Genomic DNA, 22,671 nt, shown 5'->3' with positions numbered 1-22,671 from the left:
AGACAGGGGCTTTTTGCTGTCTGCGATTTGGGGAAGACAACACCGTCAGGAAGACCAATTATGAATCTCTATCCTGTGGTGAAAGACCGCCGCTATCAACCGATCACTGAATGGCTTAGTGTAAACGGCGATCTACTCCAAACTACAGGCGGTTATGTCTGAGCCATTGGTGAATAAAATTAGCAACCTGTTCCGGCTGATTGATATCAAGTACCGGAAGTATGGTGTCTATCTCTGTATCCGCTGCAATCGCAATGACATATTCATCGATCAAATCACTTAATTTTCTGTCCAACGATTGGCGAAATAGAGCTATTTTAGCGATCTTTTCATGTTTAAAGCCCTCAACCAGCACCAGGTCGAGAGTCGAGGCATCCATTTTATCTACCAGATCGTAAATATTTGGCTCTTCCTGCTCAGGGGTCTCCGTCATTAATGCCCACCTTTGATTGCTGGCAACGATGGTTTGCGCCGCGCCAGCTTTACGCAGTTCATAGCTGTCTTTGCCGGGCGTATCAATATCCATTTGGTGATGCGTATGCTTAATTAATCCGATTCTAACGCCATGATTAATCAGCAGAGGGATGACGTGTTTAAGTAATGTTGTTTTACCTGTACCGCTATAAGCAGCAACAGCAAGTAAAGGGAGATGATTAGAAACCACTGCGTTGATCCTCCCAATTGGATAAATCTTCAGGCGAATTCAGATTACGAAACGCTTCAGGCTGATCGTTAAATGAAACGGCTTTTGCTCCAACCTGTTCCATAAATAGCATCAGCTTACGATTTCCGACATGCAGATAGGTCTCTAGTGGTTCAATAAGGTTTTTATTGATTAAGAGTAATGTGGGATGTGGACGTTCTCCATCAGTGGCATAAGCCGCATTGGCTTCCCCCCGCACTTGCCACAAACGATGTACCAGATCGAGGGGGAAAGCAGGCACATCACAGGGGACAAATACCACCCACTCGGACATGGCGGCATGTAATCCACTTAGAATACCTGCTAGCGGGCCAGGAAAGCTTGTATCAAAGTCACCAATAATTTGGCATCCACTTTGCGCATAGATAGCCTGATTGCGGTTGGCACTGATGATAACCTCGTCGACCTGTGCTTTAAGCCGAGAGAGAACGTGTAGGTATAGCGGCCGACCATTCAGTGTTATCAGCCCCTTATCGTTTCCGCCCATACGCGTTGCACGCCCGCCTGCGAGAATAACGCCTGTAATCATTTTACTTTCCAAGTATCTATACCGACTTTCCTTTATTCTGAAAGCTTTTGAGGGATAAGTTCCACGCTATTCTCTGGAAACTTTCTCAGAAGACCAAGTTCTTTCCTCATGTACACAAGGCTGTTATTTTTATCACTATATACCCGTCATACTTCAAGTTGAATGTGCGTTGGCCGCGTTTGGTCACCCGAATCACTTACCAGTGTAAGCTCATCGGGATTCCCTCGCTTGCCGCATTACGAGGCTCATTTATGAGCCTCGCCCTAAAGGGCTAGCGCAAACGCTGTTCAAAACGTAAACGTTTTGTCCTGAAACTCGAATTCTTTAGGGTATATGCTCACTATCTCTTAGGTAACTTCCTGCATATTGAAATTTATTGAGTACAAATCGTTTTTAAGGAGAAAAAAATGAAATGTCATCGCGTTAATGAGTTGGTTGAGTTATTGCACCCAGCCTGGCAAAAAGAACCCGATTTAAATCTAGTGCAATTTTTACAAAACCTTGCACAGGAGGCGGGGTTCGAGGGGCAGTTAAATGAACTGACTGATGATATCCTTATTTACCATCTAAAAATGCGTGATGCAGATAAAGAACAAGTTATTCCTGGTTTGAAGAAAGACTATGAAGAGGATTTTAAGACCGCTTTGCTTCGTGCACGGGGAGTGATTAAAGACTAGTGGAAAGGAATAACACGTTAATGATGCTAACTATTGCACGCGTATCTTTTATGTTGTCTCTGACCCGTTGTGGCTGTGATGAATAGTTCGGTATTTAATTTCCAGACGCTGTTCCCTGATCTGATCATGGATGCCTTGCTGGATGTTGGGCTGCGCGTTGATTCTGGCCTGACGGCGCTAAACAGCTATGAAAATCGGGTGTATCAGTTTGCGGATGAAAATCGTAAACGCTTTGTGGTGAAATTTTATCGCCCAGAACGGTGGAGCGCGGCGCAGATTCAGGAAGAGCATATTTTTGCCCAGCAGTTGGCAGAAGATGAAGTCCCTGTTGTCGCGCCCGTTTTGCTTAATGGACAGACACTGAATGTCTATGAAGGCTTTCATTTTGCCGTATTCCCCAGTGTGGGGGGGCGGCAGTATGAAATGGATAATGAAGATCAGCTAGAGTGGGTTGGTCGTTTTCTTGGCCGGATTCACCAAACGGGGCAGAAAGCGTTATTCACCGAGCGTCCGACGATTGGGGTAAATGAATATCTGCATGAACCTTATCGACTGTTGGAAACATGTCCGCTCATACCGCAAATACATCGACATGATTTTTTACAGGCAACCCGTCAACTGATTGATACAGTTGAAACTTATTGGCACAGCGACTGGCGACCACTGCGTTTGCATGGGGATTGTCACCCAGGCAATATTTTGTGGCGTGATGGCCCGCTGTTTGTCGATTTGGATGATGCCCGTAATGGTCCGGCAATACAGGATTTATGGATGCTGTTGCACGGTGACCGACGTGAACAACGCATTCAACTGGATATCTTGTTAGAGGCCTATAGCGAATTTGCGGAGTTTCAGGAGAAAGAGCTCGCACTGATCGAACCGCTTCGTGCGATGCGACAGATTTATTATTTAGCTTGGGTGGCTCGTCGCTGGGAAGACCCTGCTTTTCCGAAAAATTTCCCTTGGATGACGGATGCTGATTTTTGGTTGAAGCAAACGGCAATATTTATTGGGCAAACTCAGCTGTTACAGGAACCTCCTTTGCAGCTAATGCCAATGTATTGAAATTAAATGGAGAGAGTTAAATTTATGAAGAAATTATGGCTTGCGCTGATTGGCGTCATTCTGGCATGTAGTGCTTCTGCCGCAGAGTTTTCTGAAGGAAAACAATATGTAGAGTTAGATAAGCCTGCGACGCAAGAACCTCAGGTTCTCGAGTTCTTTTCGTTCTATTGCCCGCACTGCTATCAATTTGAACAGGTTTACCATGTTCCAGATGCAGTAAAAAAAGCGTTGCCAGAAGGGACGAAGATGACACGTTATCACGTGGACTTCCTGGGTCCATTGGGTAAAAACCTGACTCAGGCCTGGGCTGTGGCCATGGCGCTGGGCGTAGAAGATAAAATTACCCCGCTGATGTTTGATGCCGTTCAGAAAACACAGACCGTACAAAAGCCTGAAGATATTCGCGAAGTCTTTGTGAAAGCTGGCGTGAGTGCGGAAGAGTTCGATGGTGCGTTGAATAGCTTCGTTGTGAAATCTCTGGTTGCCCAGCAGGAAAAAGCGGCCGCAGATTTACAATTACGCGGCGTTCCGGCCATGTTCGTTAACGGTAAATATATGATCAAGAATGATGGTCTTGATACCAGTTCAATGGACGGATATGTAAAACAGTACGCTGACGTAGTGAAGTTCCTCGTTACCAAGAAGTAATTATTTAATAAGTCATGCGGGTAAAGCCGCATGACTTATTACTTTCTCGCTGTTCATTCTTCTTATCTTTATATCTCCCTAATCCCCAATGCCTATTTATCTTTTGGTTTATATCCACAAATTGGATTACAGTTTTAGGTGTCTCAAAATCAAACAATTTATATTATAACCACATGAAATTAATCAATATAAAAAAATACAGTGAGATAACAGGTCAAATAAATAATTAAGAGTATAAAACTATTCACAAAGTTATCCACAGGAAGATCTTGCGAGGATCCATGCAAAATCAGCCAATATCTTACGTTAAGGATCGTCTCTTTCCCTGACCTATGGCATGCTTAGCGCCATGACAGACAACAACGATCACGGCAGGCTATGGCTCAGATTGCAGAAAACCCCTTAATACTGGTAGACGGTTCATCCTATTTGTATCGTGCTTATCACGCTTTTCCACCGCTAACAAACAGCGTGGGAGAAGCAACCGGTGCAATGTATGGCGTACTGAATATGCTACGCAGTTTGCTGCTGCAATATCAGCCCAGCCATGTTGCCGTTGTTTTTGATGCAAAAGGAAAAACGTTTCGCGATGAGCTATTCGAAAACTATAAGGCTCACCGACCACCGATGCCTGAGGATCTACGCGAGCAAATAGAGCCTCTGCATAAGATGGTGAAAGCGATGGGGCTGCCGCTTTTGGCCGTTTCCGGTGTAGAAGCGGATGATGTAATCGGCACGCTCGCCGTTCAGGCGGAAAAAGCGGGTAAGTCGGTGCTGATCAGTACCGGTGATAAAGACATGGCACAGTTGGTTACGCCAAGTGTGACGCTCATTAATACCATGAATAACACCATTCTTGGCCCACAGGAAGTGTGTGATAAATACGGTATTCCCCCTGCGCTGATTATCGATTTCCTTGCGTTGATGGGAGATGCGTCAGATAACATTCCTGGCGTACCCGGCGTGGGTGAAAAAACGGCGCAGGCGCTATTGCAAGGTATTGGCGGGCTGGATGCGCTGTATGCCAATCTGGATAAAATTACCGAGCTTTCCTTCCGTGGTGCGAAAACCATGGCGCCGAAGCTGGAACAGCACAAAGATGTGGCCTACCTCTCTTATCAGCTTGCCACCATTAAAACGGATGTTGAGCTGGAGCTTAGCTGCGATCAGCTCACCGTTAATGAGCTGGATGTAGATGAACTGCATCGTCTCTTTTCCCGTTATGAATTTAAACGCTGGTTATCAGATGTTGAATCAGGCACTTGGATGCAGGGTAAAAAGAGCGGCCAGCCTGTTCAGACTGTGAGTAACGCGGTGGTTGAGCAAGTTGCTGAAGAAGATAACGCGCCTACGCTTTCTGCCGACGGTTATGTCACGATTCTTGATGAGAAAACGCTGCTCGATTGGGTTGAGCGTTTAAAACAGGCTGACGTTTTCGCTTTTGATACGGAAACCGACGGGTTGGATACGCTTACCGCTAACCTGATTGGTTTGTCATTTGCTATTAAGCCTGGTGAGGCGGCTTATTTGCCATTAGGGCATGACTATCTGGATGCGCCGGAACAGCTGGATCGCGACAAGGTTTTGGCTTTGTTCAAACCACTGCTGGAAGATGAGAAGCTGCTTAAGGTGGGTCAGAATCTCAAATTTGATAAAGGCATGATGCAGCGGTACGGTATCGATTTACGCGGTATCGCGTTTGATACCATGTTGGAATCCTACGTACTCGACAGCGTGGCCGGCCGCCACGATATGGATAGCCTGGCTGAGCGTTATCTGAACCACAAAACCATTACCTTTGAAGAGATCGCGGGTAAGGGGAAAAATCAGCTGACGTTTAATCAGATCGCACTGGAACAGGCTGGGCCTTATGCGGCCGAGGATGCGGACGTCACGCTGCATCTGCACCAGAAACTGTGGGGGAAACTTCAGCCACATGCCGACCTGTGTCAGGTCTTCCTGGCTATCGATATGCCGCTGGTGCCAGTTTTATCCCGCATCGAGCGTACAGGCGTGCTGATCGATCCCGCGATTCTATCGGAGCATTCAAAAGAGCTGACAACCCGTTTGGCGGAGCTGGAAACACAAGCCTATGAGCTGGCAGGTGAAGAGTTCAACCTCTCATCGACCAAGCAGCTACAGGGCATTCTGTATGAAAAGCAAAAGCTGCCAATTCTGAAGAAAACGCCAAAAGGCGCACCGTCAACCAATGAAGAAGTGCTGGCTGAGCTGGCGCTGGATTACCCTCTGCCGAAGCTGATCCTGGAATATCGTGGGTTGGCCAAGCTGAAATCTACTTACACCGATAAGCTACCGCTGATGATCAATCCGGCGACGAAGCGCGTGCATACGTCCTATCATCAGGCTGTTACTGCGACCGGGCGTTTGTCTTCCAGCGATCCGAATCTGCAAAATATCCCGGTGCGTAATGATGAAGGGCGGCGTATTCGTCAGGCATTCATTGCGCCGAAGGGCTACAGCATTGTGGCAGCGGACTATTCCCAAATCGAACTGCGTATCATGGCGCACCTATCGGGTGATAAAGGGCTGTTGAACGCATTCGCGAACGGGCTGGATATCCATCGGGCAACGGCGTCAGAAGTGTTTGGTACTGCGCTGGATAAGGTGACATCAGAACAGCGTCGCAGTGCGAAAGCGATCAACTTTGGTCTGATCTACGGCATGAGCGCGTTTGGCCTGTCGCGTCAGTTGAATATTCCCCGTAGCGAATCGCAGAAATACATGAACCTGTATTTTGAGCGTTACCCCGGTGTACAGGATTACATGGAACGTACACGCCAACAGGCCGCGGAACATGGCTATGTGTCTACATTGGATGGTCGCCGTCTCTACCTGCCAGATATCCATTCTCGTAATGCGATGGCGCGTAAAGGTGCGGAGCGTGCGGCGATTAACGCCCCGATGCAGGGCACCGCTGCTGACATTATTAAGAAAGCGATGATCGCGATTGACTACTGGCTACAGAAAGACGCGCCGCAGGTGAAAATGATCATGCAGGTTCACGATGAGCTAGTTTTCGAGATCCACGATTCAGTTATTGAGGAATCCATTAGTAAAATCAAAGCATTAATGGAAGGCTGTATGCAACTGAATGTTCCGTTGCAGGTTGACATTGGTACGGGCATGAACTGGGATGAAGCACATTAATTGCTGATTCTCGCGTTATTTCTGTAATTAAATAACAGTATTGTGTGACCTGGTTTAACTTTGTGTAATCGATAACCATTTTCTATGAAAGTAAACAACAAAAAATCCTTTGTTCCCGTGAAAAAATAGGGTAGAGTTAAAGACGTAGGGTACAGAGGTAAGATGTTCTATCTTTCAGACCTTTTACTTCACGTAATCGGATTTGGCTGAATATTAGCCGCCCCGCTCAGTTTTGAGCGGGGCGTTTTTTATGGGGCTTATCTAGGTTTTTTACCCTCAAAACGGTGGTAGCTACGTTGCCAGCAGCAAGGTATCAGGCGATTTCGAGGGTAAAATAACGTTTCTGGTGGGGGATCATTGCGGGAAAGTGGGGCGTGATGCGAGTGAGGATGCTCTGCACCACGCGAAAGGATTATTCTGCTTCTTGCTCTTCTTCAGCGTGTTCCAGCGTACTGAACCAGTTGTCCAATTTCTGCCGTAGTTTATCGACGCCGAGTTTTTTCAGTGACGAAAACGCTTCGACCTGAATATCACCCATAAATGGTAAGACAGCCTCGCGAACCATATTCAACTGTGCCTTACGTGCGCCAGAGGCCAGCTTATCGGCTTTGGTCAGCAGCACTAAGACGGGAAGCTCGACATCGACTGCCCACTGAATCATTTGCTGATCAAGATCTTTCAGCGGATGGCGAATATCCATTAGCACAACCAGCCCCTTCAGGCTGTTACGCTTTTGCAGATATTCACCGAGCGCACGTTGCCATTTGATCTTCATTTGCTCTGGCACTTCGGCATAGCCATAGCCGGGGAGATCGACCAAACGCACGCCGTCGGTCACCTCAAACAGGTTGATCAACTGGGTACGGCCCGGCGTTTTACTGGTTCGTGCCAGGTTCTTCTGGTTGGTCAGCGTGTTTAGTGCGCTGGATTTTCCGGCGTTAGAGCGCCCAGCAAAGGCCACTTCAATACCGCTGTCTGTTGCCAGATGGCGAATATCCGGGGCGCTGATGATAAAACGCGTCATGTGGTAGTTATATTGCTGGGTCACGATGGTTATCTCTATCTGAATCTCTGTCTGGTTGGGGATTATACCTGTAACTGACAATAAAGGCGGGTTTATCTGCCTCAAAGCTCAGCCGTCTGATGTGGACGCTTTTTTATTCTTGGGCTTTCTGCTAGATTCCGCCGGACTTCCCTTATATCTGTGTACCTGAGAACAACATTATGAACCGACCTGTCAAAGGGGCTGCCGATAAGGCAGGAAAACCCAAAGTAAAAAGAAAGACTCGTGAAGAGTTAGAGCGTGAAGCGCGTGAGCGTAAGAAAGATAAAAAGCATCGTGGTCACGCGGCGGGCAGCCGAACTCAGGAAAAAGCATCCACCGATCAGCGTTCTGGTCAGCGTAAAGCAGCCGATCCGCGTATTGGTAGTAAAAAACCTGTACAGCTTGGCGTGTTAGACAGCACCGTTGCGAAACCTAAGCCGAAGCCTTCTGCGCCTGTAGAGAAAGTGGTTGCTGCCAAACCGACAATGTCTCCGGAAGAAGAGCTGGAAATGTTAGAAAACGATTCACGTCTGGATGCCTTATTGGATCGTCTGGATAGTGGTGAGACGCTAAGCGCCAAAGATCAGTCATGGGTCGATGAAACGCTAGATCGTATCGACATCCTGATGGAAGAGCTTGGAATCGAGCTGGGTGATGATGACGAAGAAGAACAGCAGGAAGATATGTTGCAGCTTTTGAAACGTAATAACCCGAAAGACGCGTTCTAATCAATGAAATGGCTGTTTCTGTTCCTGATATTGCTGGTGGCGTTTTATCTGCTCTATCTGTTCAGTAAACTATGGCTATTGTCGAAGCGTAAGCACCGATTGCTCCGCGCCCTGTTTAACGGGCGCATGAATCAGGAGGGGAAGGATAACCCACCGAGTAAAAACTGGAAGGAGTGAGCGAATATGTCGATACCGTCCGTTGACTGGGATCTGGCCCTGATTCAAAAATATAACTATTCTGGGCCGCGTTATACGTCTTATCCCACAGCGTTAGAATTCAGTGAAGCTTACGATGAGCCGGCGTTTCAGCAGGCCATTGCCCGTTATCCACAGCGACCGCTGTCGCTGTACATCCATATCCCTTTTTGCCATCGGCTGTGCTATTTCTGCGGCTGTAATAAGCTGGTTACGCGTCAGCAGCATAAAGCGGATGAATATCTTGATGTGCTGGAGCAGGAAATTCGCCAGCGTGCGCCGCTATTTGCTGGGCGAACGGTGACGCAATTGCATTGGGGTGGCGGTACACCAACCTATCTAAATAAAGTACAAATCAGCCGACTGATGTCGCTGCTGCGCGAGCTGTTCTCTTTTTCCGAGCAGGCTGAGCTGTCGCTTGAAGTCGATCCACGAGAAATTGAGCTGGACGTCCTCGATCATCTGCGCGCCGAAGGGTTTAACCGCTTGAGCATGGGCGTTCAGGATTTTAATAAAGACGTTCAGAAGCTGGTCAATCGTGAGCAGGATGAAGACTTTATTTTTGCCCTTATTGAACGGGCAAAGGCGCTGGGCTTCACCTCAACCAATATCGATTTGATTTACGGCCTGCCGAAGCAAACGCCGGAAAGTTTCGCTTTTACACTACAGCGCGTTGCGGAATTAAGCCCGCACCGGCTTAGCGTCTTTAACTATGCGCATTTACCCAGCCTGTTCGCTGCGCAGCGCAAGATCAAAGAAGCGGATTTACCGAGCGCGGAGCAAAAGCTGGATATTCTGCAACAGACGATTGGGTCGCTGACACAATCGGGCTATCAGTTTATCGGCATGGATCACTTTGCTCGCCCGGACGATGAACTGGCCGTGGCGCAGAGAGAAGGGAAGCTGCATCGCAATTTTCAGGGCTATACGACGCAGGGCGATAGCGATTTGCTTGGGATGGGGGTGTCGGCGATTAGTATGATCGGTGATAGCTATGCCCAGAATCAGAAGGAACTGAAGCAGTATTATGCGCAAGTTAAAGACAAAGGAAATGCCCTGTGGCGCGGGCTGCAATTGACGCGTGACGACTGCCTTCGCCGCGATGTGATTAAGACGCTCATTTGTAATTTCCAGCTTAGCTATGCGCCGATTGAAGCAGAATATGCGATCGATTTTAAAACCTACTTTGAGCAGGATTTAGCGTTGCTGGCTCCGCTGGTGGCCGATGGGCTGGTGGATAGTCAGGAAGATGAGCTGGTGGTGACGCCGAAAGGGCGTTTGCTGATCCGCAATATCTGTATGTGCTTTGACGTCTATCTACGTAACAAGCTCAGAACGCAGCAGTTTTCCCGCGTGATTTAAATAAAAAACAGCCAGTCGATGTTAGTACCGACTGGCTGTTCTCAAACTTTTGAGATTAACTAAAGAAGTTAATCAGTGCGGCACACAAAACGGCGGCAATAGCAGCCTGCGGCGAATGACTTGCCGCGGAGCCAATTTCAGCGCCATGTGTTGCAACGGAAAGTGTTGCCGCGGAAATTAATGAGTCCAGCATGGTATTCCTCCCGAATCAGCGACACGATCATACTGCTGACTCGAGGCAAGTAAAGGACAAATTAATGACAATTTCGTGCGCCAGATTGTATTTTTTATCACCCGTTTGTTTGTTAACAATTGAGCAATAAAAAAGCAATCTCGCTACTCCATTCCCAGCTCTTTTAGTTTACGCGTCAGAGTATTTCTACCCCATCCCAGCAATCTTGCCGCTTCCTGCTTATGACCTTGCGTATGCCGCAGTGCTGTTGTCAGCAGCGTCCTTTCCATTTCCGGTTGGGCCTCCGCCAGCAGGTTTTGATGACCGGAACGCAGCGCGCGATCGGCCCATTGTGCCAATAGCGTAGCCCAACTGTCCGGCAGAATATGTACAGTGGAATCTGGTGCTGTGGTCTCGAACAGTTCAGGCGGCAGATCCTGAATCAGCACTTCCTGACCGGCGGCCATGACCGTCAACCAACGACAAGTGTTTTCCAATTGGCGCACGTTGCCGGGCCACGGCAAACGGGTTAGCGCTGTTTCCGCTTCGGGATGCAGATTCTTCGGCTCGACGCCCAGCTCTTTGGCAGTGGCCTGCAAGAAATAACGCGCCAGACGAGGGATATCTTCCCGACGTTCACGCAGCGGTGGTAAATGAACGCGGATCACGTTCAGGCGGTGGAACAGATCCTCACGGAATTTGCCTTCCTGCACTCGTTGTTCAAGATTTTGGTGCGTTGCCGCGATAATACGGACATCCACTTTCACCGCTGCATAGCCGCCAACGCGATAAAACTGTCCGTCTGCCAAGACGCGTAACAGACGTGTTTGCACATCTAGCGGCATGTCGCCAATTTCATCCAGAAATAGTGTTCCGCCATCGGCCTGTTCAAAGCGGCCCTGACGAATCTGGTTTGCGCCTGTAAACGCGCCTTTTTCATGGCCGAACAGTTCTGATTCGATCAGATCTTTGGGAATAGCGGCCATATTCAGGGCGATAAAAGGGGCTTTGGTGCGCGGGCTGTGGCGATGCAGGGCATGTGCTACCAGCTCTTTACCGGTTCCCGATTCACCGTTAATCAGCACGCTGATCGACGAGCGAGACAGGCGACCGATGATGCGAAAGACATCCTGCATCGCGGGCGCTTCGCCGATAATATCCGTTGTTGGACCATTGATCGGTTGGCTGCGTACTGGCTGTTGCTGTTCCAGATAATGGCTGATCGCGCGCTCAACCAGCGCAACGGCTTCATCAATATCGAACGGCTTCGGCAAATAGTCGAACGCACCCTGTTGATAAGCACTGACGGCGGCATCCAAATCGGAATGCGCCGTCATAATGATGACCGGGAGCATTGGGTGACGCTGCTTGATTTGCTGTAAGAGCGCTAATCCATCCATCCCCGGCATGCGGATGTCGGACAGCAAAACGTCGGGGGTTTGTGTTGCTAACGCATGCAATACCTGATTTCCGTTCTCAAACGTTGCGCAGGTTAAACCCGCACCAGCAAGCGCACGCTCAAGCACCCAACGGATGGAGCTATCGTCATCGACAATCCAGACTATCCCTCGTTGCATTGTGAACCTCACTGGCGAATGGGCAGGTAAACCGAGAATTCGGTGTGTCCTGGCCAACTGTTAAATTCAATTTTACCGGAGTGCTGATCGATCAGACTGCGGGCGATGGAAAGCCCTAAACCGGTTCCCCCTTCGCGCCCGCTTACCATCGGGTAAAACAGGGTGTCTTGTAGTTGAGCGGGTACGCCGGGGCCGTCATCTTCTACGTCAATACGGGCGGCGAGGCGATAGCGCACGCCGTGTAACGTCAACTGAAAAGCGGTGCGGGTTCGTATCGTAATCGTCCCGCCTTCCTCGCCCAGCGCCTGTAGCGCATTGCGGGTAATATTCAGCAGTACCTGTTCAATCTGGTCAGGGTCGTGCGTCAGTTCTGGCAGACTGGGGTCATAGTCTTTCACCAGCGTCACGTTATCTGGTTTTTCCAGTGAAACGAGCTGGCAAACGCGTTCGGCGACCTGATGAATGCTTTGAGTGACGTGCAGGCCAGGCTGTTGTGGCCCGAGCAGGCGATCGACCAGATTACGCAGGCGATCCGCCTGTTCGATGATGACCTTGGTATATTCCGTCAACGCCGGATCGGGCAACGCTTTAGCAAGCAGCTGCGCAGCGCCACGCAATCCGCCAAGCGGATTTTTTATCTCATGCGCTAAACCCCGGACTAAATCACGGGCGGCCTGCTGTTGCGCATGTTGAAGCTGTTCCTGACTGAGACGGCGCTGATTATCCATCGGCGCCATTTCCAGTAGGATGAAATCGTTTTGTACCCGCTGCGCGGTGAGCGACATGATGTGCGCTTTACCATCCACAACGAGAGTGACCTCGTTATCCGTAAAACCTTGCCCTGAATCCAGACTTTCACGCAGTAAATCGATATTCAGAGAAAAGTATCCCAGCAAATCAGGCAGTGGCGTGCCGGATAATTTACGCGAGCTTTGTGCCAGTAATTGCTGTGCTGCCGGATTGGAATAGTGAATCGCCAGATCGTTATCCAGCAATAAAATGCTGTTTATCAGGGAATTGAGGATCTGCCCAGCATCGGGCAGCGTGCCTGTTGCCATAACGCAGACTCCCGCACCGTCGTGGTGCCTTGTAGTGTGAATGATGGATGTTACGTCGCAACGGCCAATGCCGGTGGTGAAAAAAGCCCATCCGAAGATGGGCTGAAGCGTTTCCACGGCAACAAGAACAAACTTCTTAGTATTCTGTTGGTTATCGGTCATGGTTGGGTATCAGCACACCCAACCATGTTGTCGTTATTAAACGCTGTCGTTATTAAACGCTATAGTACAGTTCGAACTCAACTGGGTGCGGCGTCATACGAACGCGGTCAATCTCAGATTTACGCAGTTCGATATACGCTTCGATAGCGTCGTCGGTGAACACGCCACCGCGGGTCAGGAACTCGCGGTCTTCGTTCAGTGCAGCCAAGGCTTCGTCCAGAGAACCTGCAACTTTTGGAATCTCTGCTTCTTCTTCTGGAGGCAGATCGTACAGGTTTTTGTCCATTGCATCGCCAGGGTGGATTTTGTTGATGATGCCGTCGAGGCCAGCCATCAGCAGTGCAGCGAAGCACAGGTATGGGTTAGCTGCTGGATCCGGGAAGCGCGCTTCGATACGACGTGCTTTCGGGCTGGCAACAACTGGAATACGGATTGAAGCAGAACGGTTACGGGCAGAGTAAGCCAGCATAACTGGAGCTTCGTAGCCAGGGACCAGACGTTTGTAGGAGTTGGTGGTCGGGTTCGCCAGGGCGTTGATGGCTTTAGCGTGCTTGATAACACCGCCGATGTAGAACAGAGCCAGTTCAGACAGGCCGCCGTATTTGTCGCCAGCGAACAGGTTAGTGCCGTCTTTAGACAGAGACATGTGGCAGTGCATACCAGAACCGTTATCACCGAACATTGGTTTTGGCATGAAGGTCGCGGTTTTACCGTAGGCGTGAGCCACGTTGTGCACGACATATTTGTAGATCTGAATTTCGTCAGCTTTTTTGGTCATGGTGTTGAAGCGGGTAGCCACTTCGTTCTGACCAGCGGTAGCCACTTCGTGGTGGTGAGCTTCAACAACCAGACCCATTTGCTCCATGGTCAGACACATAGCAGAACGAATGTCCTGTGATGAATCGACTGGTGGAACTGGGAAGTAGCCGCCTTTCAGACCTGGACGGTGACCTTTGTTACCGCCTTCGTATTCTTTACCAGAGTTCCAGTAAGCTTCGACGTCGTCGATAGCAACGTGAGAACCAGAAGTGCTGCTGCCGAAACGGATGTCATCGAACAGGAAGAATTCTGGCTCAGGCCCGAACAGAACAGTGTCGGCAATGCCAGAAGAACGCAGGAAATCTTCCGCACGCTTCGCGATAGAACGCGGGTCGCGGTCATAACCTTGCATGGTGCCTGGTTCAAGAATGTCACAACGAATGATCAGAGTAGAATCTTCGAAGAACGGGTCGATCATCGCTGTGCTGGCATCGGGCATCAGAACCATGTCTGACTCGTTGATACCTTTCCAGCCGCCAATCGAGGAACCATCAAACATTTTACCTTCTTCGAAGAAGTCGGCATTAACTTGATGAGCCGGAATGGTGACGTGCTGTTCTTTACCTTTAGTATCCGTGAAGCGTAAATCAACAAACTTCACTTCGTGCTCATTCAGCATCGTCAAAACATGTTCTGCGGACATACTTGGTTCTCCCGATTGGTCATTTATCGTCGTGGAACGAATATCGTTGTGGATTGATGTTGTTGCCGTGAGTAGACTAAAGCTAAAAGTGTGCCAACTTTTTAAATGTGTGCAATGTGTTGCTACTTGGGGCTTTCTCACGGAAATCCACTGCACCATTATAGTTTAAAGCACCAAAATGGTGCCCTGTATGTGAATTATTGCACTTATTTAGTGCATTTGTGTTCGCTTGTAGCGCTTTTGCACCGTGAAAGGGATCACAAAGCAAGCAGCTCTAGGTTGTTTATCATAGATGCTTGTGATCTTGTTTAGTCCCTCGATTAATACGTGTACAATAGCGCGCTATTTCTAAATGCCTGAGGCAAAGCTGTGATCGAAAATTTGCGTAACATCGCCATTATTGCGCACGTTGACCATGGGAAAACCACCCTGGTTGACAAGCTGTTGCAACAATCCGGAACGTTCGGTGAACGTGTCGAAGCAACCGAGCGTGTAATGGACTCCAACGATTTGGAGAAAGAGCGTGGAATTACCATCCTCGCAAAAAATACCGCCATTAATTGGAAAGACTACCGCATTAACATCGTAGATACCCCGGGACACGCCGACTTCGGCGGCGAGGTTGAGCGTGTCATGTCGATGGTTGACTCGGTACTGCTGGTTGTTGATGCGATGGATGGCCCGATGCCGCAAACGCGTTTCGTGACCAAAAAAGCATTTGCCAACGGTCTGAAACCGATTGTGGTTATCAACAAAGTTGACCGTCCTGGTGCGCGTCCTGACTGGGTTGTCGATCAGGTATTCGACCTGTTCGTGAACCTGGATGCCACTGACGAGCAGCTGGATTTCCCGATCATTTATGCTTCTGCGCTGAATGGTATCGCGGGTCTCGACCATACCGACATGGCGGAAGATATGACCCCGCTGTATCAGGCGATTGTCGATCACGTGTCTCCGCCTCAGGTTGAGATGAATGCACCGTTCCAGATGCAAATTTCTCAGCTGGACTACAACAACTATGTTGGCGTTATCGGTATCGGCCGTATCAAGCGCGGTAAAGTTAAGCCTAACCAACAAGTGACTATTGTTGATAGCGAAGGAAAAACCCGTAACGGTAAAGTCGGTAAAGTTCTGACTCACCTGGGTCTGGAGCGTATCGACGCAACCGAAGCCGAAGCAGGCGATATCATCGCGATCACCGGTCTGGGCGAGCTGAATATTTCCGACACCATCTGCGATCCGCAGAATGTCGAAGCGCTGCCAGCACTGAGCGTCGATGAACCTACCGTTACCATGTTCTTCAACGTCAATACTTCACCGTTCTGTGGTAAAGAAGGTAAGTATGTGACGTCGCGCCAGATTCTGGAGCGTTTGAACAAAGAACTGGTACACAACGTTGCCCTGCGCGTTGACGAAACCGAAGACGCTGATGCGTTCCGCGTTTCTGGCCGTGGTGAATTGCACCTGTCGGTTCTGATCGAAAACATGCGTCGTGAAGGCTTTGAACTGGCCGTATCACGTCCAAAAGTTATTAACCGCGTTATCGATGGTCGTAATCAGGAACCGTTTGAAAACGTGACGCTGGATATCGAAGAACAGCACCAGGGTTCAGTCATGCAAGCCATGGGTGAGCGTAAAGGTGATGTGAAAGACATGATTCCAGATGGCAAGGGTCGTATCCGTCTGGATTACCTGATCCCTGCTCGTGGCCTGATCGGTTTCCGTACCGAATTCATGACCATGACGTCTGGTACCGGTCTGCTGTACTCCACGTTCAGCCACTACGATGACGTGCGTCCAGGCGATATCGGCCAACGTCAGAACGGCGTGCTGATCTCTAACGGTCAAGGTAAAGCCGTCGCGTTTGCGCTGTTCAGCCTGCAAGATCGCGGTAAGCTGTTCCTCGGTCACGGTGCAGAAGTGTATGAAGGCCAGATCATCGGTATTCACTCACGTTCTAACGATCTGACAGTAAACTGTCTGACCGGTAAGAAACTGACCAACATGCGTGCATCGGGTACTGATGAAGCGACCACGCTGGTTCCGGCGATCAAAATGTCTCTGGAACAAGCGCTGGAGTTCATTGATGACGACGAACTGGTTGAAGTGACGCCACAGTCTATCCGTATTCGTAAACGTCATCTGACCGAAAACGACCGTAAACGCGCTAGCCGCGGCAGCAAAGACGTCTAATTTCGACGGGTTTGTCTGTTACGAAACAGGGCACCTTCGGGTGCCCTGAATTTTATGCGCTTTCTTCCACTTTAACCTTTCCTTATATTTCCTTCCTGTTCAGCTTCGCCATTTCCCGCTACAGTGAAAATCCTACGATTACGTCAGGAGGAGGCTGCCATGCTGTATATCTTTGATTTGGGTAATGTCGTCATCGATATTGATTTCAAAAGAGTATTAGGCGTCTGGAGTAATCTGAGCAGTGTGCCGCTCGCGACGTTGCAAGAACGTTTCGTCATGGGTGAAGCGTTTGAACAGCATGAGCGGGGCGAGATCAGCGATGAGGAATTTGCGATCAGACTGTGTCAGGAAATGGGCATCGCCTTGAGCTTCGAGCAATTCACCGCTGGCTGGCAGGCTATTTTTGTGGCGTTGCGCCCTGAGGTTATCGACATCATGCAGCGCCTACGTCAGGAAGGACACCGCGTGGTGATTTTGTCGAATACTAATCGCCTCCATTGTGCACACTGGCCGGCATTGTTCCCGGAAGTGGGGGTAGCGGCTGACAGGGTCTATCTGTCACAAGACATTGGATTACGTAAGCCGGAATTGGCGATTTATCAGTATGTCCTGACGCAGGAAGGCGTGACGCCAGCGCAGGCCGTCTTTTTTGACGATAATGCTGGGAACGTCGATGCTGCACAGAGTTTGGGCATTCATAGCGTTCTGGTGACCGATCGTCAGGTGGTGCCGGATTTTTTCGCTATGCAAGCGGCGACCGCTAAAGCATGATTTATATCGCAGGGGCGGACACGGCCTCTATTGGGAATGATGACATCAGGAGTAGTTGGGTTTTATGATTGCGCTAATTCAGCGAGTATCCAGCGCCAGCGTTACGGTAGAAGGCCGTGTGGTTGGGGAAATCGATAAAGGTTTGCTGATCTTACTGGGCGTTGAGCAGGGCGATGACGAACAAAAAGCCAAGCGACTCTGCGAGCGTGTGTTGGGTTACCGCATATTCGGTGACGATGACGGGAAAATGAATCTCAATGTTCGTCAGGCTGGCGGCAATGTGCTGGTGGTTTCGCAGTTTACACTGGTGGCTGATACGCAGCGTGGCATGCGGCCCGGGTTTTCTCGCGGTGCACATCCCTCGGAGGCCGATCGCCTCTATCAGTATTTTGTCGGACAGTGCCGTGAGCAAGGCGTTCACACGGAAACAGGGCAGTTTGCGGCGGATATGAAAGTGGCATTGGTGAATGACGGCCCAGTGACGTTTTGGCTACAGACATAATGTTGCAGGCACCATTGCCGTTATCGCGCTGTGTATCCGTTTGTCAGCGGTTTGATTTTATGAACCCTGATGCAATAAGGCATCTCGGTATAGAGGAAAGGTTATGTATCATCTGAGAGTACCTGAAAGCGCAGAAGAACTGGATGCGTACTATCAATTCCGCTGGGAAATGCTGCGTAAACCTCTGCGCCAGCCGCTAGGCTCCGAGCGCGATGCCTATGATGCTCTAGCACATCACCAAACCGTAGTGGATGAGCAGGGAAGGCTGGTCGCGATAGGCCGCCTTTCCATTAACGCGGATAATGAAGCGGCAATCCGCTTTTTAGCGGTTCACCCGGATGTGCGGGGGAAAGGGCTAGGGACGTTGCTTGCGATTACCCTGGAGTCCGTAGCGCGTCAGGAAGGCGTCAAACGTGTGGTCTGTAGCGCCCGTGAAGATGCAATGGATTTCTTCTCCAAACTGGGTTTTGTTAACCAAGGCGAAATCACTGCGCCACAAACAACGCCTGTGCGGCACTTTCTGATGATCAAACCGGTGGCGACGCTGGATGATATTTTGCACCGTCCTGACTGGTGCGGACAGTTGCAACAAGCCTGGCACGAGCACATCCCTCTGAGTGAAAAGATGGGGGTGCGGATAAGCCAGTACACAGGGAAGAAATTTATCACCACCATGCCTGAAACGGGCAATCAGAACCCGCACCATACGCTTTTTGCCGGCAGCATGTTTTCTCTCGCTACGCTTACCGGTTGGGGACTGATCTGGCTGCTGCTGCGTGAGCGGCACCTCGGCGGAACGATTATTCTGGCGGATGCGCACATTCGTTACAGCACGCCGGTGAGTGGTCGGCCGAGTGCTATTGCCGACTTAGGGTCGCTGAGTGGCGATCTGGATCGTCTGGCGCGGGGGCGCAAGGCACGTGTGCAGCTCAATGTCGAGCTCTTCGGTGATGACAATAAAGGGGCGTTATTTGAAGGCGTGTATATCGTGCTGCCTCCTCAGCCGGATGCGCCTCTGGAAGCTGGCGGGTCGGAGGTGGATTAACCCGTAGCTAAGCACTATGAGAGCCAAATATTATGACTCTATTCCCATCAATACATCACGCGGCATGTTAGCCAGCAGCATTTCGCCATAATAATACCCGTGATTCTCACTGGGTGATGTTGCTGATAAAGTCCGTAGAGCGGGCGTAACGGATAGATCGTAAAGACGCTGCAAGTACGTCCAAAAACGTTCTTGACGTTTTTGTCCCTAGCGCAAACGCTTTACTCTTCTATTCCGTTACTCCCGTTTCCATTTGGAAAATAGATTTGCCAACGATCTGGCCCCGTGTTTTGAATACCCGATAGTTATTGCGTTTCTGTCACCGTACCTTGATGCATTTGCTGCCTGATTGGATGGTCGTTACTATCCACACCTTGTAGCGTACCGTTTAGCGTCGGCTTGAGTGGTGTATCGGCAGCAAGCCGCCCATTCAACTGCAACTCCAGATTCGTATTGCCTGTCGGTGCGGTTACGGGTTCTGGCCATCCCCAGCGAGTCAAAATATCCAGTGGCACGGCGCGCCCCGTCAGCGACAGGGAAACATTGCGTGCCGGTTGCTGGCTGATGGTCGCTTTAGCGTCCAGCATGCCATTTTGCGTAAATGCGCTAAGTTCGTTAATGGCGATCTGGTTATCGTCGGCCACTAGTGCCAGTGAAGGGCGACGCACATCGACTTTATTGAACGTCGCGTCGCTGGCATTAAGATTCAACGATCCTGTCCAGACTCCCCACTGGTGGTTGCGAGCCAGCAACAGATTACTGCCGTACCCATCCAGCGCGGTCAATTGGAAGGGGAAATCAGGGTTGATATCGATCAGCAAGTTGCGATTGGCCGTGAATTTTCGCACATTCACTTCTGCTAGCCAGGATGGCAGCGTCGCTTGCCACCGTTGGCGCCAGTCGCTGGGGAGTGTGTACTCCATCCCGGCGACAACAAACTCATTCAGCTGTAAACGTCGGTTGCTACGCTGCCAGTTGCCGTTGGTTCGCAGTAAACCGCCTTCCCAACGTGTGGAAAACTGTTTGATGTTAACACCTATCGGTGACAAATCCAGATTCACGATAGGGTCGATAAGGTGCATGTTGCCGTTCACAATATCGGTTGCATTGAACGACAGCGTTCCGTCTTCGCTCTGCCAGTCATTCTGCTTAAACGTGACATTTTGCAGGGCAACATCCAAGTCGATAAACGCCCATCCCGGCCCTTCAATACGGGCATCAATCAGATCAAAGCGGTTAACCGTAACGGAAGGCAGCTCGGTCACGGGTTGCCAGAAGGCTTCCGGCGTTCTCTGCGTTTGCAAACGGACATTGCTGAGCCGGAGGTTACCGATCTGCCAACTGCCATCTTCTGCGCGACTGGCGTTGCCTGTTAGTTGCCCTTGAGCAACATCGGCACCGAAATTGCTCAGAATCAGCTGGTTATGGTTGATTTCTCCCTGAACCAAGACCTGACTGGCAGGAATATCGTTGAGTTCGAGTGAACGGGCGCTGAGCTGGAATTGCCCCTGTTTGCCCAGCAGATAACCCGCTTCGGGCTGCCAGGGTGCCATTCCACCGTTAATCTGTTGACCATTCAGCCGCCAGTCGCCGTCTTTCGCCTGCAGTGCCATCGTGCGCAGCTGTAGCAGATCGGCTTCGATAGGAAGTGTGGAGGCCTGAGAGGAAAGATTTAGCGTGCCTCCTTCCAGCTCCAGACTGGCGAAATGGTGCGGATCGGTAATCTGGCGCACGCTAAACCCAGCTGAAACCTGTTTGGCGGTGAGTGTCGGCGGCTGGTTTTTCTGACCGAAACTGACGTCGGTGAGTTGGATATGATCGGCTGTTGACCAGTCATGATTTATTTTTCCCAGTGACAACTGGTAGTCGGTGTTCTGGTTTACCCAATTACTTACCCAGCCTGCCGCCCAACTGGTTTGCAGTAATACGTATATGACTACCAGCGCTAAAAAGGCCAGAAGCAATAGGGTCAGCAATAATTTCCCGATAAATTTCATCGTGTCAGTCCATGCCAATCGTCAGGGAGAACTGTTCTTATGCCGTAATTTCCCTGAAGGCTCAATAGGTAATGCTGTTACAGACAGTAAAAAGCGCGCGGTGTTGCATCACCGCGCGCTTTTACATGAAACTGAACAGAAATTATTGCGGGCTGGCGCTATTTTTCTTCGTGTGGGAAGACCAAATTCAGCACGATTGCGGTAATACCGCCAGCGGCAATACCGGAAGACAGTAATGTTTTAATCCAATCCGGCGCGAATTGCAGAATCAGCGGCTGCTGCGATACGCCAAGGCCAACGGCCAGCGACAGCGCAATAATCATGATAGCGCGACGGTTTAGCGGCTCGCGGGACACAATGCGCACACCGGAAGCGGCGATCGTACCAAACATCACGATAGTGGCGCCGCCCAGAACCGGCTCTGGAATATGCTGTACAAATCCGCTAACGGCAGGGAACAGCCCCAGTGCGATCAGCATCAGCGACACCACGAAACCCACATAGCGGCTGGCAACACCAGTAAGCTGGATGACGCCGTTATTCTGGCCGAAGCAAGAATTAGGGAAGGTATTGAATACGGCGGAAAGGCAAGAGTTCAGACCGTTTGCCAGCACGCCGCCTTTTAAGCGTTTCATGTACAGCGGGCCTTTGACCGGCTGCTCAGACACGTCGGAGGTCGCGGTGATGTCACCGATGGTTTCTAACGACGTCACCATAAAGACTAGCATCAGTGGGATCAGCAGGTTCCAGTCAAAACCTAAACCGTAATACAGCGGTGTTGGCACCATGATGGCCGTATCGTGTTGCGAAGACGTATTTTCCGGCAGCATGCCCATCAGCCAGGCACCCAAATAGCCCACCGCCATGGCGATGACCAGAGAGGCGACGCGCAGGTAGGGGTTCCGTTGGCGGTTCAGCAGAATAATAACCAGCAGTACCACACCTGCCAGCAATAAGTTCTTAGGCGCACCGAAGGTGTTATTACCCATCGCAGCATAGCCGCCGCCGATAGAAGTCAGGCCGACCTGAATCAGCGACAGACCAATGATCATCACCACAATGCCGGAAACCAGCGGGGTAATGATGCGGCGGGTTAAATGCAGGAAGCGTGAAAGAATGATTTCAGTGAAGGACGCGACCATCAGCGTACCGAACAGCGCCGCCATCATGGTGGGAACATCTGCCCCACCATTCTTCAGTGCCAGTCCACCCATAATCAGTGGTGTCACGAAGTTAAAGCTGGTGCCCTGAATAGATAGCAGACCAGAACCGACAGGGCCCCAGGTTTTAATTTGTAGCACAGAGGCCAGACCGGAAGCGAAAAGCGACATGCTGATGATGCGCTGCGTATCCTGAGCGGGTAAACCTAATGCCTGACAGATCAGTAGCGCGGGGGTAATCACCGCAACAAACATGGCCAGCAGATGCTGGCTGGCGGCGAACAGCGTTTGCGGCAGCGGTGGCCTGTCTTCAAGACGATAGATGAGTTCACTACGCTGAGGTGCAGTAGCGGCTTCTGTTTGGGGCGTTTCCGTGGTGGTAGTCATGATGTAAGTTGGCGTTCCTGAAACGACAAAGAGCGCATTTTAATGATCTCTTTGTTGAAAGCAAA

General features: G+C 50.2%; 20 protein-coding genes. 11 read left to right on the top strand and 9 right to left on the bottom strand.

Annotated features, from left to right (window positions below; genetic code table 11):
- Window positions 1-142: 142 nt before the first annotated feature.
- Window positions 143-664, bottom strand: coding sequence for a molybdopterin-guanine dinucleotide biosynthesis protein MobB (gene mobB / locus H0247_RS08470; RefSeq protein ID WP_180742153.1), 522 nt, complete (start codon window positions 662-664; stop codon window positions 143-145).
- A complete protein-coding gene (gene mobA / locus H0247_RS08465) occupies window positions 654-1,232 on the bottom strand; it encodes a molybdenum cofactor guanylyltransferase MobA (RefSeq protein ID WP_180742152.1) in 579 nt (192 codons plus the stop codon). Before mobA ends, mobB begins: the two co-directional genes overlap by 11 nt.
- Window positions 1,233-1,639: 407 nt before the next feature.
- Between mobA and H0247_RS08460 the strand changes: the two genes are divergently transcribed.
- The 4 genes from H0247_RS08460 to polA all read left to right on the top strand — a co-directional run bounded on the left by H0247_RS08460 (window position 1,640) and on the right by polA (window position 6,790).
- Window positions 1,640-1,909, top strand: coding sequence for a YihD family protein (locus H0247_RS08460; protein ID WP_010281624.1), 270 nt, complete (start codon window positions 1,640-1,642; stop codon window positions 1,907-1,909).
- A 78-nt stretch (window positions 1,910-1,987) separates the two neighbouring features.
- Window positions 1,988-2,974, top strand: coding sequence for a serine/threonine protein kinase (locus tag H0247_RS08455; protein WP_180742151.1), 987 nt, complete (start codon window positions 1,988-1,990; stop codon window positions 2,972-2,974).
- A 24-nt stretch (window positions 2,975-2,998) separates the two neighbouring features.
- A complete protein-coding gene (gene dsbA, locus H0247_RS08450) occupies window positions 2,999-3,622 on the top strand; it encodes a thiol:disulfide interchange protein DsbA (RefSeq protein WP_180742150.1) in 624 nt (207 codons plus the stop codon).
- Window positions 3,623-4,000: 378 nt separating this feature from the next.
- Window positions 4,001-6,790: a DNA polymerase I gene (polA, locus tag H0247_RS08445; RefSeq protein WP_180742149.1), complete on the top strand. Its 2,790-nt coding sequence runs from the start codon at window positions 4,001-4,003 to the stop codon at window positions 6,788-6,790.
- Window positions 6,791-7,202: 412 nt separating this feature from the next.
- Here polA and yihA read toward each other — a convergent pair whose 3' ends face one another.
- On the bottom strand, window positions 7,203-7,838 hold the full coding sequence (yihA, locus tag H0247_RS08440; RefSeq protein WP_015842306.1) for a ribosome biogenesis GTP-binding protein YihA/YsxC: 636 nt from the start codon (window positions 7,836-7,838) through the stop codon (window positions 7,203-7,205).
- A gap of 176 nt (window positions 7,839-8,014) precedes the next feature.
- Between yihA and yihI the strand changes: the two genes are divergently transcribed.
- From yihI to hemN, 3 genes are read left to right on the top strand one after another with little or no spacing between them, the layout of a single operon-like run.
- Complete coding sequence (gene yihI, locus H0247_RS08435; RefSeq protein ID WP_180742148.1) at window positions 8,015-8,563, top strand: Der GTPase-activating protein YihI; 549 nt, start codon at window positions 8,015-8,017, stop codon at window positions 8,561-8,563.
- A gap of 3 nt (window positions 8,564-8,566) precedes the next feature.
- On the top strand, window positions 8,567-8,740 hold the full coding sequence (locus H0247_RS08430) for a hypothetical protein (protein WP_180742147.1): 174 nt from the start codon (window positions 8,567-8,569) through the stop codon (window positions 8,738-8,740).
- A gap of 6 nt (window positions 8,741-8,746) precedes the next feature.
- A complete protein-coding gene (hemN, locus tag H0247_RS08425) occupies window positions 8,747-10,120 on the top strand; it encodes an oxygen-independent coproporphyrinogen III oxidase (RefSeq protein ID WP_180742146.1) in 1,374 nt (457 codons plus the stop codon).
- A 55-nt stretch (window positions 10,121-10,175) separates the two neighbouring features.
- Here the strand turns inward: hemN and H0247_RS08420 are convergent, their stop codons facing one another.
- The 4 genes from H0247_RS08420 to glnA all read right to left on the bottom strand — a co-directional run bounded on the left by H0247_RS08420 (window position 10,176) and on the right by glnA (window position 14,551).
- Window positions 10,176-10,313, bottom strand: a complete 138-nt coding sequence (locus tag H0247_RS08420) for a YshB family small membrane protein (RefSeq protein ID WP_010281646.1) — start codon at window positions 10,311-10,313, stop codon at window positions 10,176-10,178.
- 143 nt (window positions 10,314-10,456) lie between these two features.
- On the bottom strand, window positions 10,457-11,869 hold the full coding sequence (gene glnG, locus H0247_RS08415; RefSeq protein ID WP_010281648.1) for a nitrogen regulation protein NR(I): 1,413 nt from the start codon (window positions 11,867-11,869) through the stop codon (window positions 10,457-10,459).
- A gap of 8 nt (window positions 11,870-11,877) precedes the next feature.
- On the bottom strand, window positions 11,878-12,927 hold the full coding sequence (glnL, locus tag H0247_RS08410; protein WP_005968247.1) for a nitrogen regulation protein NR(II): 1,050 nt from the start codon (window positions 12,925-12,927) through the stop codon (window positions 11,878-11,880).
- Between the two features lie 214 nt (window positions 12,928-13,141).
- Complete coding sequence (gene glnA, locus H0247_RS08405; protein WP_015842300.1) at window positions 13,142-14,551, bottom strand: glutamate--ammonia ligase; 1,410 nt, start codon at window positions 14,549-14,551, stop codon at window positions 13,142-13,144.
- Window positions 14,552-14,920: 369 nt separating this feature from the next.
- On the opposite strand from glnA, the gene typA reads away from it, so the two are divergent.
- From typA to fabY, 4 genes are all read left to right on the top strand, one after another.
- A complete protein-coding gene (gene typA, locus H0247_RS08400; protein WP_180742145.1) occupies window positions 14,921-16,744 on the top strand; it encodes a ribosome-dependent GTPase TypA in 1,824 nt (607 codons plus the stop codon).
- 159 nt (window positions 16,745-16,903) lie between these two features.
- Window positions 16,904-17,515 carry a glucose-1-phosphatase gene (yihX, locus tag H0247_RS08395; RefSeq protein ID WP_180742144.1) on the top strand — a complete coding sequence of 204 codons (612 nt, stop codon included), beginning with the start codon at window positions 16,904-16,906 and terminating at the stop codon, window positions 17,513-17,515.
- 64 nt (window positions 17,516-17,579) lie between these two features.
- Window positions 17,580-18,017, top strand: coding sequence for a D-aminoacyl-tRNA deacylase (gene dtd / locus H0247_RS08390; RefSeq protein WP_180742143.1), 438 nt, complete (start codon window positions 17,580-17,582; stop codon window positions 18,015-18,017).
- 103 nt (window positions 18,018-18,120) lie between these two features.
- Complete coding sequence (gene fabY, locus H0247_RS08385) at window positions 18,121-19,062, top strand: fatty acid biosynthesis protein FabY (RefSeq protein ID WP_180742142.1); 942 nt, start codon at window positions 18,121-18,123, stop codon at window positions 19,060-19,062.
- Between the two features lie 305 nt (window positions 19,063-19,367).
- Here fabY and H0247_RS08380 read toward each other — a convergent pair whose 3' ends face one another.
- Window positions 19,368-21,059 carry an AsmA family protein gene (locus tag H0247_RS08380; RefSeq protein ID WP_180742141.1) on the bottom strand — a complete coding sequence of 564 codons (1,692 nt, stop codon included), beginning with the start codon at window positions 21,057-21,059 and terminating at the stop codon, window positions 19,368-19,370.
- A 158-nt stretch (window positions 21,060-21,217) separates the two neighbouring features.
- Window positions 21,218-22,606: an NCS2 family protein gene (locus H0247_RS08375; protein ID WP_180742140.1), complete on the bottom strand. Its 1,389-nt coding sequence runs from the start codon at window positions 22,604-22,606 to the stop codon at window positions 21,218-21,220.
- Window positions 22,607-22,671: the final 65 nt, after the last annotated feature.

Source organism: Pectobacterium sp. CFBP8739, from assembly GCF_013449375.1.
GTDB lineage: Bacteria > Pseudomonadota > Gammaproteobacteria > Enterobacterales > Enterobacteriaceae > Pectobacterium.
The sequence above is the reverse complement of the archived record's forward strand: the minus strand, read 5'-3'. Positions and strand labels throughout refer to the sequence as shown.